We start from the raw sequence: 17090 nt of genomic DNA, 5'->3' as shown, positions 1-17090 counted from the left end.
GAATAACTGAAGAAATGGCTCGTAAACAAAGTTTACTAGCAAAGGATTGGTGGGCCTGGATGATGATCTCCTGAATGAGGCAGCCAAACTGACCGAAGCGGACCTGATCGACCTGAAGCGGCCTGGATTCAATGTTGTTTTTTATGAAACGCTGGAAGAATTCTATCTGGCGGAGGCTTTGGAATACATCCACGCATGGAGGCAGGCAACCAGGGAACAACCGGCAGGTATACTTAGGACACAGGAAAAAATGAAGAACGCTATTGATTTCATTCAACACGAATGAACACGATGATAAAGGACTTTGATAATTATATCAAGATTAAAATGAAGCAAATGCAAAAGGCTAAAATGATATTGACAGGTGCACTTTTAGGTTTATTACTTTGTTCAACCGGAATTTCAGCTCAGTCCTACGCCATTGGCGCTGATCTTTCCTTCCTGAAAAGCATCGAAGACCAGGGTTATCAATTCAAAGAGGATGGAAAACCCAAATCCGGTTTGGACATCTTTGCCGATCATGGGTATAACTGGATCCGTTTGCGGCTATTCCATACCCCTGACCGGTTACCCAACAATCTGGCGTATACCATCGCATTGGCACAGGCTGCCAGGGAGAAAGGCATGAAATTCCTGCTGGATTACCATTATTCCGATACCTGGGCAGATCCGGGCAAACAATATCTGCCCAAAGCCTGGGAAGGATTAAACTTTGAGGTATTGGTCGATTCGGTATATGATTATACGCGACGGACCATGATCGCTTTTCGGGATGCAGGGGTGTTCCCGGACATGGTGCAAATCGGCAATGAGGTGATCAATGGTATGATGTGGCCCATGGGAAAACTGCCGGAAAATTGGGACCAGTTTGCAGCGCTCACTCAAGCGGGAATCAATGGGGTGCACGCCAGTTGCGCCAATATGCCATGTCCCCGGATCATGATCCATATTGACCGGGGTGGGGATGTGGCTCGGACCAAATGGTTTTTTGACAAATTCCTATCTTATGGAATTGATTTCGATGTGATCGGTCAGTCGTATTATCCCTGGTGGCACGGCAGCCTGCTCGATTTGCGCGATAACCTCTACTTCATGGCTACGACCTATCATAAACCCATCTGGATGGTAGAAGTTGCCTACTGCTCTCTGCCGGCCGAATACAAGGAACATCCCGGTCCGTTCCCGGAGACACCGGAAGGGCAACGGGACTTTTTAGCAGCGGTTCATGAGGAAGTTCTCCGGGCACCTGACCATCTGGGACAAGGCATCTTCTGGTGGGAGCCTGCGGCTTCTGGCCCGATAGGAGCCCGTGATTTTTTTGATGAAGATGGTAATGTCTTGCCGGTCATCAAGGTATTCGACAAGTGGGCAAAACACTAAAGAAATGTTGAATGTTGAATGCTGAGTGTTGAATGTAGCGGTGCGTTTAATCATTACCTTCAGGACATCAAAATCACAAGGTCATGCAAGCCATCATCTGTCAGGAACCCGGACGACTTGAAAAGATCGAAATACCCGAATCTATTCCTGGGCCAGGACAAGTATTGTTGCAAATCAAAGCCATCGGCATATGTGGGACCGATCTCCATGCCTTTGCCGGCAATCAGGCTTATTTTACTTATCCGCGCATTTTAGGCCACGAATTAGGAGCCGTGGTCCTTGAGGCCGGAATAGGAGTTGATCACCTCAAAAGCGGTGACAAAGCAGTTATTCTCCCTTATTTCAACTGCGGCAAATGCATAGCATGCCGGAATGGCCAGCCAAATTGTTGTCAGAAGTTGAATGTTTTTGGCGTACATTCTGATGGCGGAATGAAGGAAAAGATCGTGGTAGACGCTGCACATGTTCGTCAAATAGACGGGCTTGAGTTCGAAGAGATTGCGCTCATTGAACCACTGGCTATAGGAGCCCATGCCTTATCCAGAGCAAATGTTCAACCGGGCGAATGGATTGTGGTCGTCGGTTGCGGACCTATCGGATTAGGTATCATTGCCCAAGCGCTACATGCCGGCTGTAAGGTAATTGGAGTCGACGTTGTGGAAAGCCGTTTGAATTTTGCAAAAGAGGCCTTTGGGGTTCTGACCGTTCCAGCTGAAGGAGCCATTGCATTTATCGAAGAACAGACAGGAGGTGATCTGGCGACCGCTGTATTCGACGCTACCGGCTATAAACCTGCTTTGGAGAAAGGTATCGAGTATATGGCCCACGGAGGTCGTTATGTTTTGGTGGGATTATCCAAAGGCGAGCTCTGCTTTAGTCACCCAGCCATTCATGCCAAAGAGACCACCTTATTGTGCAGCAGGAATGCCAACTGGCTAGATTTTGAAAAAGTAATTGCCTATTTAAAATCCGGTAGGTTTCCGGCCAGTAAATACATTTCCCATCAAGTGCCATTTGAGCAGGTCGTCGATACCTTTGCCGATTGGCTTGACCCGGACGCAGGCGTCATTAAAGCCATGGTCGTGCAAAATGACTGACTATCCCAAATGGCTGTTACCGGAAAGACCGGCTTGAGATATTTTAGATAACTTGAGTCAAATGTTTTTACCATGCGTGTCCGACAGCTGTGGATTTTATTGTTTTGTCCGTTTCTCCTTCTCAATTGCGTGAAACCTACCGGTCATGATAATAAGAAGCCAAATATTTTATTGCTTTTTACTGATGATCAAACGTACGAGGCAGTACATGCATTAGGTAATCCAATAGTGCAAACACCCAATATGGACCGCCTTATCCAACGCGGAACCCTCTTTACGCATGCCTATAACATGGGTGGCTGGAATGGAGCCATCTGTACAGCTTCAAGGGCCATGATCATATCCGGCAGATCGATCTGGCACGCCAACCAATTCCGGGAACAATGGATAGCTCAGGACAGCCTTGCTCTTGAGATGACCTGGGGAAGGCTGATGAAACATGCTGGTTATGACACCTATATGACCGGTAAATGGCATGTCGATGCTCCGGCAGACCGGGTATTTGATGTTGCCCGGCATGTCAGACCTGGGATGCCCCCTGATCAATGGCCGAATAAAGGAAACGATCAAATGCCACCTGGTTACAATAGGCCATTAAGCCCCCGGGACTCGAGTTGGTTGCCTACGGACACGACCTGGGGCGGATATTGGTCCGGGGGAAAGCATTGGAGTGAAGTGGCAAAGGATGATGTTCTGGATTATCTGCAAATGGCAGCCAACAGCGACCGTCCATTTTTCATTTACGCCGCATTCAATGCACCCCACGATCCCCGCCAGTCTCCGCAGGCATACCTGGACCGATATCCGGTGGACGAGATTCCTTTACCACCTAATTTTCTACCAGAATATCCGGAGAAAGAAAAAATAGGCGCCGGGCGCGACTTACGCGATGAAGCGCTGGCTCCGTTTCCCCGCACTGCGTATGCAATTCAGAAACACCGGCAGGAATATTATGCTCTGATCACGCACCTGGATGATCAGATTGGCAAAATCCTCACAGCCCTGGACGAGCATGGGATGACTGAGAATACCTACGTATTCCTGACCGCAGACCACGGCCTGGCCATCGGAAGTCATGGGTTGCTGGGAAAGCAAAATCTATATGACCACAGCATACGAGTACCACTGGCCATGGCTGGTCCTGGCATACCTCCTGGAAATCAGATAAATACCGATGTCTATTTACAGGATATTATGCCTACCGCATTACAAATAGCGGGTATGGAAATTCCGGGCTATGTAGAATTCAAGTCACTGATGAATGACATGAATCAGGAGTCAGGATCTGTTCTGGAAGATGGCGTGTATGGAGCTTACATGGATCTTCAGCGTATGATCCGCAAAGAGGGATTTAAACTGATGGTCTTTCCTCAGGTGCCACGCATCCTCCTTTATGATCTTGGGGCAGATCCTTATGAAATGAACAATCTGGCTGAATCTGAAACTTATCGTGAACAGGTGATTAAAATGTGGTCGGAACTCAAGCAATTACAGGTTGAAATGAGTGACACATTAAACCTTCCTGATTCACCGGAATCCTGGCTCATCCATTAATTAAAGAGCCAAAAAACAATAGGCTTTCGGTCAGGTGAGACTCCCAGTATGACCATTCATGCCCACCGGCGAACTCCTCATAATGGTGCCTGATACCCAGGTCATGCAAAGCCTGATGCAACTTCCGGTTAGCTGATAAAAGGGAATCCTCAAGTCCGCAATCAAACCGGATAGGAGGAAGTAAATGACGGTGCTTCTGCATCCAATAGGTTATGCTGTATTCATCCTTCGATTCAATGAATACCGATGCCAGTGGTTCTTCCAGAAATGATGCCATCTCTTCAGGTTTGGTAACCGATGAATGAGCGCTGATGCCGGAATATTGTTCCGGGTATTTGGCTCCCAGACGTAGTGCCCCGTATCCACCCATCGATAAGCCACAGATAAACTTGATCTTATCTATGCTTGCTTCGGTGAATACCTCATGGATAATTTCCGGAACATCCAGTATCCAGTGTTCAAAGTCAGCATCTGCTGCTTTTACATAACCCGTGCCGTCACCTCGCAGACCATCGCTGGGCATGGCCAGGATCATTGGTGGTATCCGATTTTCACGGATAAGATGTGCAGCGGTCCGGTGTGCAGCACCCTTTAACGCCCAGGCCCAGGAACTTCCATAAACTCCATGAAGCAATACGACAATGGGTAACGTTTTGCCTGCCGGGTTATCCGGCATATATGCCAATACATCACCGCGCCCCTTTAAAGCCTTACTCTTGACTGTAATGAAATGCAATCCATCGGATGTATAACGTGGATCAGACACTTCTATGGTGTGAAAATGGCTCATGAAAATACTATTACTCCTTTGGCATTTTTGCCGGCCAGCATATCATTGAATGCGTGTTGTAATTCATCCAGGGGGTAGGTTTGGGTGACCAATTCATCAAGCAGCAAGGTTCCTTGCTGATGCAGCCGGATAATGTCAGGGAAGTCCACCTGAGGTTGACATTGTCCGTAGAGCGGGTTGAGGTAGGTCTTATCCCACTCAAATAAGTTCATGTCAAAGGTGATCTCCTGTTCAATTCCGCTTACCTGGATGGCGGTACCGCCATTTCGGATCATGGCCAGAGGGGCGGCACCCAGTTCTGGTCTGGCGGTTGCCTCAAAGGCAAAGTCCGCCCCGCGTCCATCGGTGAGGGACTTCACTGCTTTAGCAGCCTGGCTGAGGCCAGTATCACGAGAATCAGCCAGTAGGGTATGGGTTGCACCAAATTGACGTGCCAGTGCCAACCGGTTTCCGTTGGTATCGATGGCAATTATTTTAGCAGCCTGCCTAATGCGACAACCCTGGATGACATTCAGGCCCACACCTCCGCATCCGAGTACGACTGCGCTGCTGCCGGGAGTCAATTTAGCTGCATGGACCACCGAACCGTATCCGGTCATCACACCACAGCCGATGATCGCTGCGGATGGAAATGCAAGCTGATCGGAGGCTATGGGTACCGCAGCAGAAGATTTGATCAGGGCAAATTCTGATAGTGTTCCCAGGTTAAACGAGCGTTCGATGGGTTGCCCACGCCAATGGGTGCCATCCAGGTGTGCGTGCCCGGGTGTATAACCGTTGCCACCGGCGATAACCGGTGAATTGACCTCACAGAGATGCTGGTTTCCCCGAGTACACTGAAAGCATTGCATACAGGGTGTAGCCCAGTTTAATACCACTCGATCACCCGGACGCAAATCAGCAACCTGATTCCCGGTGGCTTCAATGATACCGGCACCTTCATGTCCCATGATAATGGGTTTACCCCACCGCAGTGAATCGTAGTCCGTATGGCAAATACCGGCAGCCTTGATGCGAACCAGAATCTCATCCTCCTGAGGTGTTGCAAGCAAGGTCTCCTCCAATGAGAAGCCTCCATTTCCGTCAGCAACTGCTGCTAGCGAACGGATGCGCATCGTACTTTTTTAAAGGAAGAAAAAAATTGGATGAGCTGTGTTTTCATCGTCCCAGAATTTGGGATCCGGATAACGGAAAAATTTCCGAATCCTGATGAGCTGCTGCAATCTGTGCCTCCAGATCCCGAACCACATCCGGATGACCGTCAGCTACATTTTGTGTCTCGCCTGGATCAGTAGAAAGATCATAAAGCTCCCAGGAGCCTGGGGTGTCTGCGGTAAGGTCATTGCGTATTAACTTCCAATTGCCTTGCCGGATAGCAACGCGACCTTTCATTTCATGAAATTCCCAATAGAGATTGGTATGTACAGATTGTTCACCCTGACCGGTCAATGCAGGTACGAAAGAAATTCCGTCACCACCGAATGAGGACTGGTTCAAAGCAGCTACCGTCGGCAATATATCCCAGAAAGCCAGGGGAAGGTCCGATTCGGTGCCCGGCTTGATCCTGCCTGTCCAGCGTACGATCATTGGCACCCGAATGCCGCCTTCGGTCAGATCCCTTTTATAACCCCGGTACGGGCCATTACTGTCAAAGTAATCCGGGTCAGCACCACCTTCCAGGTGGGGTCCGTTATCCGAGGTGAAAAAGATAATGGTATTGGATCCGAGACCTAATTCATCGATGATACGTACAATGTCACCTACCTGATTATCCAGGTGGGTGACCATAGCAGCAAAAGCCGCATGGCATTCAGCCTGGGAACCATAAGCTCCTTCCCTGAAGTGGTCACCGGAGTCCACACCCTGATAGGATTTCTCTGGTAAAAACTGATCGCGGTACCGAATCAATAGCGAATCCGGGATCAGAAGTTCTGCATGTGGGATGGTGGTAGGATAATACAGGAAAAATGGTCCTGACTGGTTGTCCCTGATAAATTCAATGGCTTGTTCATGAATCAGGTCCGGGGCATACTGGCCGTTCAGTCCGTCCGCATTTCCGGATAAAAGCACTTTTTGGTTATTGCTCCAGAGGTGATCCGGATAATAGTTATGTGCCAGTCTCTGGCAATTGTAGCCGTAAAAAACATCGAAGCCCTGCCGGATAGGGTCGCCTGCCGATCCAGGAGCTCCCAAACCCCATTTTCCAAACGCTCCCGTGGTATATCCCAGTGTTTTCAGGTATTCTGCCAGGGTAAAACTGGAGTCCGGGAGGGGCCACTGACCTTCCGGTTGGACCTCTTTATTTCCCCGTATCGGCGTATGGCCGGTATGCAGCCCGGTCAGCAGGGTAGACCTTGATGGTGCGCAGACTGTGCTTCCGGCATAGAATGAAGTAAACCGCATTCCTTGTTGAGCCAGGCGATCAATATTGGGAGTGGAAAATCGCTTTTGACCATAGCAGCTCAAATCACCATAACCCAGATCATCAGCCATGATGAAAACGATGTTGGGCTTGGCATTTGAGGGAGTCTGTTGTCCCGAATTCTTGCTGTCTGAATGAGAGCAACTCAATAAAGCACCTGCAAACACGAGGCCAAGACTATGAAGCAAAGATTTAAACAAAATAGATAACTATTTGTAATACATGAATTTAGTTCAATTGATCCGGGTCATATAATAAGGGGAAAAATTGACCTTCCATTTTCTTGCCTTTGGAAATGGGTGGCACTCCGGACAACAGCTCTTCATCGGAGTTGGATTCGGTACCATCGGCAAAAACATTCAGCACCAGAGCCCGGCGAGCAATGGCAGAATGGTTCTCGTATGAACCGTGCACCATCAATGGATGGTGGAAAGTGCCATATCCTGCGGGCATTTCAATCGCTACCTGCTTGGCAAATTCCTTTTTTTGTTCATCGGTGAGAAAAGCATCGAGACCATTCATGGCTCCGGCCAGGCTGGTGCGGTCGAAAAGTGGCCACCGGTGACTTCCCGGGATATAATGCAAACATCCATTTGCTTTGGTAGCAGGGTCAAGACCTATCCAGCAGGTCAGATGCTGCTGGGGTATCGTCCGCGTCCAATAACTGTAATCCTGGTGCCATGCAACTACCCCTCCGTGGTGTGCGGGCTTGCAAAACAACTGGTCATGCCAGAATCGTACCGCTTTATTGCCAAGAAGCTGATAGGCCGGTACAACAAATCGCGGGTTCCAGAGGACGTCATGAAATCCGGCTGTGATCCGCCAGTGCCCCAATGAATGGAAAAGCACAGCATTCGGGTCATCGGATTCGTTGGAATGGAACTCATAAAATAAATCGTGTCTGGGGTGGCTGGGGTCTGCAATTTCTGCCTGCTCTTTTTTAAGCTGTTCGATCTGATGATCGTCCAGGATCTTGATGCCACTGAGGTATCCGTTCTCTTTAAAAAACGAAACCTGCTCATCCGATAGATGGTAGGCATCCCAGGCCTCCCGGGCAGTCATCCGGGGAAACATGCTACTTACCGGTTGATGTTCTAATGAAAGATCACGGTGCATACTCATCCTTTTGAAGTTGATGAACCAAAATAATTCTTTATCTGTACAATCGTGATACAACAAAGTAAAATCCTGGCATTTGGATAACTCATGTTAAGAATGGCCCGGTAAGTTGCGAAGGATCATTAAATTAGTGAGATTCCGATCACCGGAAATAATACGGTTTAACTGCGAGATCATGGAGAAGAAACAATTTTCACGTCGTCAATTTGTCAGGAATACTTCGCTTGGAGCTCTTGGCATTTCATTTTCTGCAAAGAGCTATGCCCGCATCCTGGGCTCTAACGACCGGGTTCAGCTGGCTACAATCGGATTGAATGGTCGCGGACAGGCACACCTCGCGGCTGTGTTAAATGTCCCCCAGGCCGAGACGGTGGCATTGTGTGACGTGGATAACCGCACCTTTGCCGGTAGGCAGGATTGGCTAACCAAAAACAAAGCAAAATCTGCCAAAACGTATCAGGACTTCAGAAGCCTGCTGGAAAATAAAGATATCGACGCCATAACCATCGCGACTCCGGACCACTGGCATACACCGATGGCCATTATGGGTATGCAGGCGGGAAAACACGTGTATGTCGAAAAACCGCCGGCCTACAATCCCCAGGAAGCAGAATGGCTGGTCGCCGCCCAGAAAAAAACCGGAATGGTCGTACAGGTCGGTAATCAGCAACGCTCAGCCCCAACCTCCATTGAAGCCATCCAGGATATCAAGGACGGTATTATCGGTCATGTCTATTTCGGAAAAGCCTGGTATGCAAATACCCGTGGATCCATCGGTCATGGTCAAGCGGTTCCAGTACCGGAATGGCTGGATTGGGATCTCTGGCAGGGGCCGGCTCCACGGCGTGCATATAAAGATAATCTGGTGCACTACAACTGGCACTGGTTCTGGCACTGGGGAACCGGAGAGATCAACAATAACGGATTGCATGAGATGGACATCTGCCGCTGGGCCCTGGGTGTAGATTATCCTACGAAAGTTACTTCAGCCGGCGGGCGCTACCAATATCAGGACGACTGGCAATTTTACGACACCCAGGTGGCCAGTTTTGAGTTCGGCCCGGATAAAATGCTGACCTGGGAAGGGATGTCCTGTAATGGACTGAAACAGTATGATCGCGACCGAGGTGCAAGTCTTCAGGGGACAGCAGGTTCCATCATCCTTGACCGTAACGCCTATCAGGCATTTGATAAAGGAGGGAAACTGATTAAACAGGTTAACGAACGGTCGCTTTCTGCTACGACCGATACGACTGGAATTGGAGGTCTGGATGTCTACCACATGCAAAACTTCATAGACGGGATTCGGACCGGTGCCCGACTGAATTCACCTGTCACTGAAGGTCAGAAAAGTGTTCTGCTTTGTCACCTGGGAAATATCTCACAAAAGTTCAACCGTACCCTGCAAACGGATGCTCATGATGGCAAAATACTCAACGACGCCGAAGCCATGACCATGTGGAGCCGGGATTATGAAGAAGGCTGGAAGCCGGTCGTCTGATCGCATTCAGGCAGTGGATTCTAGGGAGTACTGATTGTGAAACAGAGCATTGGGGCTAATCTTCCGGATCTTTCCTTGATTCCGAGGTAACCTGCAAAGCCCCGAATTCATTTCGATAGATTTTCAACAGCAGCAGGAAATAACTGATCAGAAGGGGACCGAAAATAAATCCCCAGAAACCAAATAGTTCCAGGCCGACAATAACACCCAGCACGGTCACCACCGGGTGCACATCTCCGATCTTCCGCAACAGGGTGATGCGGGCTATGTAATCCACATTCCCGGTAACGATCAGGCTATACAAACCGAGTCCAAAACCAACACCACTGGCACCTATGGAAAACTGATAAATCACCAGTGGCAACCAGATGACCAGTGTTCCCACCAAAGGGAAAAAGGCAAACATACCGGTGAGAAAACCCCACATCCCATATTGGGGAATACCGAAAACCCAATAGCCAAACGTTGCAAAAAGTCCCTGGATAATAGAGATCAGTGGTATTCCTATGGCATTAGCCCGGATCATCCGTTTCGTTTCCTCACTGAGGATGTAGATATTGCGGTGCCTCAAAGGAATGATGCCTGAGATCACTTTTGCCATTTCATCCTCATGCACGAACATGAAAAAAACCAAAAACAATAACATCGCCAGATTGGCCAGGATCATGATGGTACTGTTCAGGAATCCGGGTACCGAATCACTTAACGTGGAGAGAAAATGCTGAATGTTCTCTTCAGTCAAGACCTGAAATCCAAGGAACTCATTGACACTACTGGAGATGTTGTCAAAGCCCTTTACCATATCCTGGGTATTGGCCAATACGGTGTTCACTCGTGATGAGAGGAGTTCAATGGACAGGTAAATGGGAATACCCAGCGCTACAATAAATAAAACTATAAAGAGAATTGCCGTAAAAACCCGGCTCCAGTGCTTCCGGTCGGTCAGATAACCATACCAGTTACGGGACAGGATGTACAGCGTTATTGCCCCAAGCATCCCCGGTACAAATGCGTATAGATTTATTACCAGCAAAACAAATAAGCCAATAATAACCGTCAACAGGATGATCTGGCGAATTCGGTTATTAAACATGGCACCCATGACTCCTCAATTGCATTGGATAATCTGAACACCTGAAGTTCCGGCTTTTACCCCAATTTCCAAAGTGGCAAGTCCATAAATAAGCCATATGGTGTTGTGATCATCTAACTTACAGTCTCCCTGACCCGGCCAGCATATCCGGTGATCAGGGCGATGATCCCCAGCCCGACCAATAGAATGAGGTCGGTTCGTACAACACCGATTTTACCAGGAATTATGCTGAAACTGGAAAGAACAAATATAAGAATGGCTAACATCGTCAACCAGGGCATCCAGGTCCAGCGGGTGGCATCCTTTGTGAATATTCCCAGAAAGATCATCGGAGCTAACAACGCTGTACCCGTAAAACTAAGCCTGGCAAGGAGAACCAGCTCATCAGGGCTGAACAAGGAAAAGATCAGGCAGATGATGGCAAAGAGGAGGATGGCGCCACGCGTATTGCGTAACGCATGGTAATCTTCTCCTTTAAGCAGGGACCGGATCTCAGCGCCTAGTCCAAAGATTTGTGAATCTGCAGTGGACATTGCTGCGGCAATCAGGCCTAGTAAAACAAGCACTCCGATTAGGGGTAGCTGATCGGTAATCAGAGTCTTCCCTAAAAAATCTGCGGTCGAGTCATTTTCATAATGGACCGCTCCGTACATGCCAATGAAAAGGGTAGGCAGGATCACCAGGATAGCGAAAAACCCAAGGGCAACGGCAGTGCGATAGAGAGCATGATGGCTCTTCATGATAACCAGCCGGGTGGAAACCTGAGGCTGCGTGAATGGGATCATAACTATTCCCATCAGTGATCCCAGGAGAAATTGGAAATCAAACAATCCTTTTGGCCCCGGTACGGAGAGCAGTGATTCATCGACGCGGTGCACCTGTTCAAACATCTGAGAAATGCCGCCGAGCCGGTTAAGACAGACAATACCAATAATCCAGATCACCAATAACAAGAGAATTCCTTGTAGTACATCACTGTACATAATAGCCTTAAGTCCTCCCAATTCACTGTAAACCACCATGATGATCAACATGGCACTGGCCCAGATCCACATAGGTAGCTGATTTGGGAATGCCTGGTCCAGAAACAGAACCACTCCTTTGATCTGGATTGCTACATACGGGATAAGAAACAAAAATGCGCCCATGAACACCACGATCCCGGCAGTGCGCGACTGATAACAATGACGCATGAAACCGGCCATTCCATAGTAACTGGTGTTGCTTTGTTTGATCTTTCGCCGCATATAATAACCAACCATCAGGATGCCAAAGACCATGAACATGTCTGAAACAGCAATAAAAATCCACGCGCCAACACCATGAACCCGAAAAAAATCCGGCATTCCAAGGATGGTGAACGTACTGAAGAGGGTGGCGGCAAAGGTAAAAAGCCCCAGAATTGAGCCTACATTTGATCCGGCCATCAGATAATTGGCTGATGACCTGTCTTTATCACGAGCGATCCAGGTCAGGTAAACCAGGGCAAGCACATACAGCGTCCCAATGATCAAAAGTAATTTTAGCATAAGCGTTGTTTCTTCTTATTCGTCTCTGCCGGGATGAACTTTAGTGCCCAGATAGGTTAGTGCCAGAAGTAGTACAGCTTCTGCAAATCCCATCCACATGGTGTAGGGGATCCCAAACAAATGTGGCCGGTGAGCGCCTGCAGGGATCACGAAAGGAGTGAACGTCAACAGCAATAGCAGGACAACCATGGCAATCGTCAGCCGCCAGATCTTTCTTCGCATGGTCATAGTTTTTGTATGGTTAGCCCGCCATCCACCAAGATGACCTGTCCGGTAGAATACGGGAGATCACCACGGACAAGAGCGCCCACTGCCCGCCCGACATCATCAGGTGTACCCCAACGGGATGTAACACAAAGACCATCTTTGATCAAGGTATCATACTTTGAGGTAACGGCAGCTGTCATATCGGTTTTAATAATCCCGGGCCGCACCTCATAGACCGGTATGGAATGATCGCCAAGCCTCACAGCCAGCAGCTGGGTAAGCATACTCATCCCGGCTTTGGATAGACAATACTGCGGACGGTTTACAGATGCGACGGTGGCAGAAATGGATGATATGTTGATGATGCAGCGGAAGGGAGTATTTGTTTTCCTGGGTGAATGCTTCAGCATATGATTCACCACCATTTGTGACAGGAAAAACGTCCCCTTCAGATTGATATCCATCACATAGTCGTATTCTTCTTCCGTAACTTCGAGTAAATCCAGACGATTTTTTGGTGCCACTCCGGCGTTGTTCACGAGGACTTCAATACTTCCAAAATGATCGATAAACCGGTCGAACATATCTTGACGATCAGCCGCATCGCCAATATTTCCCTGGCAATAAAGCAGATCAATTCCGTATTTCTCCCGTAATGGTTCCAGATTTTTCACTTCGGCAGCAGGTCGAATTCCATTTATTGCCAGATTAAAACCATGCTCTGCGAGGGACAGGGCAATTCCATAACCAATACCACGTGTTCCTCCGGTGATCCATGCTGTCCGGCCTGCTGAACTTTCCTTCGTCTCAATCAATCGATTTCGGATTTCTGTTTAAAATAATACAATCCAGGTTGATTGCAGTGAATCCGTTGAACTTTTACACGGACAGATCCTCGACCGGTAACCAACGGCCTTTTTCCCAGCTCTCGAGACCTCTCTCTGCCAGCTGAACACCTTTCGCTCCCTCCAGCAGATCCCATGGGAATGGCTCATCGAGAACCACATGCCGAAGAAACAGTTCCCATTGAGCCTTAAATGCATTTTCGTACGTTGTCTCTGGTTCCGATTTGATCCAGTCTTCGTAAAAATTGATAGGCTGGGGGATATCCGGGTTCCACACAGGCTTCGGTGTATGATGGTAGTCCTGAAAATAACAATCCCTCAAGCCGGCTACGGCAGTACCCTTTGTGCCATCAACCTGTAAGGTCAATAAATCATCGCGACGTACCCGTACTGTCCAACTGGAATTGAAATGTGCAATGATCTCACCATCCAGCCTGAAAGTGGCATAAGCAGCATCATCCGCGGTACATTGGTATGCATTACCCTGCTCATCGATGCGTTCAGGAATATGGGTAGCGCCCAGGCAGGAAACGGCCCTTACCGGTGCAAATACATTATCAAGTACATATCGCCAGTGACAGAGCATATCCATGATGATTCCGCCACCATCTTCTTTCCGGTAATTCCATGAAGGCCTTTGTGCCTTAATGGAATGGCCCTCAAACACCCAGTAGCCAAACTCTCCTCGAACACTCAGGATGCGTCCGAAAAAGCCTTCATCAATGAGTTTCCTGAGTTTAAGTATGCCGGGTAACCAAAGCTTATCCTGCACAACCCCATGCTTTATTCCGGCATTTTTTGCCAATCGATACAAATCGAGTGCTTCTTCCGAATTCAGGCCCGTGGGTTTTTCGCAATAAATATGCAACCCGGCCTCGATGGCTTTTCTGACACTCTGATGCCGCATACCGGTCACCTGTGCGTCAAAATAGATCTGATGGCGTGGATCTTTAAGTGCTTCCTCCAGGTCAGTGGTGTATTGGTCGACCCCGGACTGGCGGGCGATGTCTTTAAGCTTGGCTTCATTACGGCCAACGAGAGTAGGAACGGGCATGATCACCTCCTGGTCGTTAATGGGTATCCCTCCCTGGTCACGGATGGCTGCGATGGACCTCAGCAAGTGTTGATTTGTACCCATACGGCCGGTGACGCCATTCATAATTATACCTACTTCCATAATTAGTGTTTCATTCGAACCATCAGGGCAGGAAAGCCCACAAGGGATGGTTTTGTGCATTTCAAGATAGTAATTCTCAGGAATGGTCCTGATAAGCACGGACAATGTCCCGCAAAAATTCATGCTGATCGCGATTCCAATGGTGTTCGGAAAAGATTTCCACTTCATGAAACCCTTGGAACCCGGCCTTCTCAATCCAGCCTCGAATTTGTTTTAAAGGGATGCAGCCTTCACCCATAAGTCCCCTGTCATTCAGCATATCAACAGTTGGCACCTTCCAGTCACAGATGTGGTAGGCGAACAAATTTCCAGCCTGTCCGCAACGAATGATTTCGATTTCCACCTGTGGATCCCACCACAGGTGATAGACATCCACCACCACCCCGCAATCAGGATGTGCTAATTTTTCAGCAATGTCATTAGCAGTTTGCAGATTGCAGATGGCCGAGCGCGTATCGGCGTACATAGGATGCAAAGGCTCAATACCAAGCCGGACACCAAGCGATTCTGCATAGGGGAGGATGCTTTCCAGACCCGTGAGTATCTGGTCCCTTGATGTGGCCAGGGACTGATCCGGGCTGGCTCCGCAAACCATAACCAACAGTGGTGCCCCAAGCAGGGCTGCCTCATCAAGCATCTTCCTGTTGTGATCAATGGCCTTTTGCCGTTGAATGTCCGATGGATGCGGGAAGAAGCCTCCACGCACATAAGAAACCACGGAAAGGTCGCTGGCAGACAGGATTTTTGCAGCCTGAGACAATCCGGTCTTAAGTGCTGCATCCTGCCAAACAGATATTCCGCTGACTCCATTGGCACAATAGGCGTCGACAGCTTCATCCAGTGACCATGGTCTGGTCGTGATGGTATGGAGGCAAAGTTTTTCAAGCCCGGGATTCCTATCCATTAATACGGGGTGGTAAGTGACTGATAAAAAGAGTAGTAAGGAGCTTTTTTTGCCATCCGCTGTACATAGAGCACCAGCTCTCTGAGATGGTAGTCCCCCCACATACTGGATTCTCCGTATGGGATTGCTGATCCTGGTGGCAGGTAGTCCCATCCATTAGGACGGTGGTAAACAGAATGCAGCAACAAGCCCTGATGTTCTGGTTGCATGCTCAGGTAAGGCGCCTCAAGCAGTCGTTTCAGGATCGTCAGCCCTGCTTGCCAATAATTTGTTGCATTTTCCGGATCCCGATCCCTCAGATAATGGCCCAGCCTGAGTAATCCCTGGGCACCGATGGCTGCGGCAGAACTGTCTACCGGTTCATAACCATTGAAGGGATCAGCAGGCCGGTGCAGGTAATCGCCAAGTTGCATCAGACCCGGCGCTCCGGTATCCCAATAAGGGATGCCATCGCTCGGTGTATGGCCCAGGTAGAAATCGCAAACTGCACGAGCTGCCTTCTCACAAACCGACTCCACGGCCTCCATTTCTTTGGCGAGGCCATCGGAAGCCACAGGAACCTGGCTGAAAAACTCAAGTTGCTCAGCAAAGCCTAGCATGGCCCAGGCAAGTCCACGGGTCCAGGTGGTAAATCCACTGTAACCTTGTTGTGAGTTGGGACACCGGTAGTTTCCATCCCTGACGTTAAATACCGATTCGTGAGCCACTCTTCCCGGCATATCGTAAATATCCCGTCCCTGTCCGTAGTACACGGCATACTTAGCAGTCGCCAATACATGCTGTACTGCACGTTCTAGCAGGTCGATGCGCCTGTCATTTTCATCCCATATGGTATGCCCCAGCAGGTGACTGACTTCCAGCACCCTGACAGTACGGATGGTATCCACAAACAAAGAATGCGGACCGTTGAATGAGTAAATGAAGCCACCATCCGCGATGGGAGTCCATCGATGCGCCTGGATAGCTCCGGATAGTTTTAGGGCCAGCTCATAAAATTGCTTTTCCCATTCATCGGGTGGGATTCTCCCTTCGTGCATCAGCCTCAGGAGATTTCCATAGGTAGATAGATTATTAAAGCCATGATCATGTACACCAAAATGACCTACATGGCTGGCCATCTTAGCTAAAGTCTGTGTCCTGGCATGGTTAAGGTAAAAGGCATCTCCCGTCGCATCAAATTGCAGGACAGCAGACCCAAATTCAAAACCCTGTGTCCATTCGGTCCACCCACGCGTCGAGTACTTCCCTGCAGCTGTGAAGACAGGGGATCCCTGCCAATGATCATAAAGTTCAATAATAGACCGGATCTTGGCGGCTGACAAACTCCAAAATGGATCAAATTCGGAGTTGAACGATTCGGGATTCAGTGATGTGTTAATTTCTATCATTCGCCTGGCAGGGTTGATAATGGTTTGCGAATGAAGATAAGATAAATATACAGGTCGCCCATTTCTCACGACCTGCAATGCAAT

Annotated in this window: 16 protein-coding genes; 5 read left to right on the top strand and 11 right to left on the bottom strand. The window is 48.8% G+C overall.

The features are described from left to right. Positions 1–49 precede the first annotated feature (49 nt). The 4 genes from H6570_09015 (at position 50) to H6570_09000 (ending at position 4031) form a co-directional block, all read left to right on the top strand. Positions 50–286 carry a hypothetical protein gene (locus H6570_09015; GenBank protein MCB9319410.1) on the top strand — a complete coding sequence of 79 codons (237 nt, stop codon included), beginning with the start codon at positions 50–52 and terminating at the stop codon, positions 284–286. Positions 287–336: 50 nt separating this feature from the next. Further along, positions 337–1380, top strand: a complete 1044-nt coding sequence (locus tag H6570_09010; protein MCB9319409.1) for a glycosyl hydrolase 53 family protein — start codon at positions 337–339, stop codon at positions 1378–1380. Positions 1381–1463: 83 nt separating this feature from the next. Continuing rightward, positions 1464–2477: a zinc-binding alcohol dehydrogenase family protein gene (locus H6570_09005; protein MCB9319408.1), complete on the top strand. Its 1014-nt coding sequence runs from the start codon at positions 1464–1466 to the stop codon at positions 2475–2477. A 72-nt stretch (positions 2478–2549) separates the two neighbouring features. Then, positions 2550–4031: a sulfatase-like hydrolase/transferase gene (locus H6570_09000; protein ID MCB9319407.1), complete on the top strand. Its 1482-nt coding sequence runs from the start codon at positions 2550–2552 to the stop codon at positions 4029–4031. Here H6570_09000 and H6570_08995 read toward each other — a convergent pair. From H6570_08995 to H6570_08980, 4 genes are read right to left on the bottom strand one after another with little or no spacing between them, the layout of a single operon-like run. Beyond that, positions 4021–4821 (bottom strand): esterase family protein, encoded by an 801-nt coding sequence (locus H6570_08995; GenBank protein ID MCB9319406.1) that lies wholly within the window; start codon positions 4819–4821, stop codon positions 4021–4023. The genes H6570_09000 and H6570_08995 overlap by 11 nt on opposite strands. After that, on the bottom strand, positions 4818–5936 hold the full coding sequence (locus tag H6570_08990; protein MCB9319405.1) for a Zn-dependent alcohol dehydrogenase: 1119 nt from the start codon (positions 5934–5936) through the stop codon (positions 4818–4820). Before H6570_08990 ends, H6570_08995 begins: the two co-directional genes overlap by 4 nt. 43 nt (positions 5937–5979) lie before the next feature. After that, entirely contained in the window at positions 5980–7446 is a 1467-nt protein-coding gene (locus H6570_08985) for an arylsulfatase (protein ID MCB9319404.1), read from the bottom strand. A gap of 25 nt (positions 7447–7471) precedes the next feature. Next, positions 7472–8365 (bottom strand): phytanoyl-CoA dioxygenase family protein, encoded by an 894-nt coding sequence (locus H6570_08980; protein MCB9319403.1) that lies wholly within the window; start codon positions 8363–8365, stop codon positions 7472–7474. Positions 8366–8537: 172 nt separating this feature from the next. On the opposite strand from H6570_08980, the gene H6570_08975 reads away from it, so the two are divergent. Next, positions 8538–9863, top strand: coding sequence for a Gfo/Idh/MocA family oxidoreductase (locus H6570_08975; GenBank protein MCB9319402.1), 1326 nt, complete (start codon positions 8538–8540; stop codon positions 9861–9863). Positions 9864–9918: 55 nt separating this feature from the next. Here H6570_08975 and H6570_08970 read toward each other — a convergent pair whose 3' ends face one another. The 7 genes from H6570_08970 to H6570_08940 form a co-directional block, all read right to left on the bottom strand. Then, the gene (locus H6570_08970; protein ID MCB9319401.1) at positions 9919–10965 is read right to left on the bottom strand and encodes an AI-2E family transporter; all 1047 of its coding nucleotides are present in this window, start codon (positions 10963–10965) and stop codon (positions 9919–9921) included. A gap of 104 nt (positions 10966–11069) precedes the next feature. Further along, positions 11070–12485 (bottom strand): sodium:solute symporter family protein, encoded by a 1416-nt coding sequence (locus H6570_08965; protein MCB9319400.1) that lies wholly within the window; start codon positions 12483–12485, stop codon positions 11070–11072. Between the two features lie 15 nt (positions 12486–12500). After that, positions 12501–12707: a hypothetical protein gene (locus tag H6570_08960; protein ID MCB9319399.1), complete on the bottom strand. Its 207-nt coding sequence runs from the start codon at positions 12705–12707 to the stop codon at positions 12501–12503. A 2-nt stretch (positions 12708–12709) separates the two neighbouring features. Then, positions 12710–13504: a 3-ketoacyl-ACP reductase gene (locus H6570_08955; GenBank protein MCB9319398.1), complete on the bottom strand. Its 795-nt coding sequence runs from the start codon at positions 13502–13504 to the stop codon at positions 12710–12712. 67 nt (positions 13505–13571) lie between these two features. Beyond that, entirely contained in the window at positions 13572–14714 is a 1143-nt protein-coding gene (locus tag H6570_08950; GenBank protein MCB9319397.1) for a Gfo/Idh/MocA family oxidoreductase, read from the bottom strand. Between the two features lie 76 nt (positions 14715–14790). Beyond that, positions 14791–15618 (bottom strand): sugar phosphate isomerase/epimerase, encoded by an 828-nt coding sequence (locus H6570_08945; protein ID MCB9319396.1) that lies wholly within the window; start codon positions 15616–15618, stop codon positions 14791–14793. Next, the gene (locus tag H6570_08940; GenBank protein MCB9319395.1) at positions 15618–17006 is read right to left on the bottom strand and encodes a glycoside hydrolase family 88 protein; all 1389 of its coding nucleotides are present in this window, start codon (positions 17004–17006) and stop codon (positions 15618–15620) included. Before H6570_08940 ends, H6570_08945 begins: the two co-directional genes overlap by 1 nt. Positions 17007–17090 lie beyond the last annotated feature (84 nt).

Source organism: Lewinellaceae bacterium (assembly GCA_020636135.1).
GTDB lineage: Bacteria > Bacteroidota > Bacteroidia > Chitinophagales > Saprospiraceae > JAGQXC01.
This window is presented reverse-complemented; position numbering and strand designations above follow the sequence as displayed.

Excerpts from the sequence above, each read along its gene's own strand:
- H6570_09010 (MCB9319409.1), top strand. The coding sequence starts at position 337 with ATGCAAAAGGCTAAAATGATATTGACAGGTGCACTTTTAGGTTTATTA.
- H6570_09005 (MCB9319408.1), top strand. The coding sequence starts at position 1,464 with ATGCAAGCCATCATCTGTCAGGAACCCGGACGACTTGAAAAGATCGAA.
- H6570_09000 (MCB9319407.1), top strand. The coding sequence starts at position 2,550 with ATGCGTGTCCGACAGCTGTGGATTTTATTGTTTTGTCCGTTTCTCCTT.
- H6570_08995 (MCB9319406.1), bottom strand. The coding sequence starts at position 4,821 with ATGAGCCATTTTCACACCATAGAAGTGTCTGATCCACGTTATACATCC.
- H6570_08990 (MCB9319405.1), bottom strand. The coding sequence starts at position 5,936 with ATGCGCATCCGTTCGCTAGCAGCAGTTGCTGACGGAAATGGAGGCTTC.
- H6570_08980 (MCB9319403.1), bottom strand. The coding sequence starts at position 8,365 with ATGAGTATGCACCGTGATCTTTCATTAGAACATCAACCGGTAAGTAGC.
- H6570_08975 (MCB9319402.1), top strand. The coding sequence starts at position 8,538 with ATGGAGAAGAAACAATTTTCACGTCGTCAATTTGTCAGGAATACTTCG.
- H6570_08970 (MCB9319401.1), bottom strand. The coding sequence starts at position 10,965 with ATGGGTGCCATGTTTAATAACCGAATTCGCCAGATCATCCTGTTGACG.
- H6570_08965 (MCB9319400.1), bottom strand. The coding sequence starts at position 12,485 with ATGCTAAAATTACTTTTGATCATTGGGACGCTGTATGTGCTTGCCCTG.
- H6570_08960 (MCB9319399.1), bottom strand. The coding sequence starts at position 12,707 with ATGCGAAGAAAGATCTGGCGGCTGACGATTGCCATGGTTGTCCTGCTA.
- H6570_08950 (MCB9319397.1), bottom strand. The coding sequence starts at position 14,714 with ATGGAAGTAGGTATAATTATGAATGGCGTCACCGGCCGTATGGGTACA.
- H6570_08945 (MCB9319396.1), bottom strand. The coding sequence starts at position 15,618 with ATGGATAGGAATCCCGGGCTTGAAAAACTTTGCCTCCATACCATCACG.
- H6570_08940 (MCB9319395.1), bottom strand. The coding sequence starts at position 17,006 with ATGATAGAAATTAACACATCACTGAATCCCGAATCGTTCAACTCCGAA.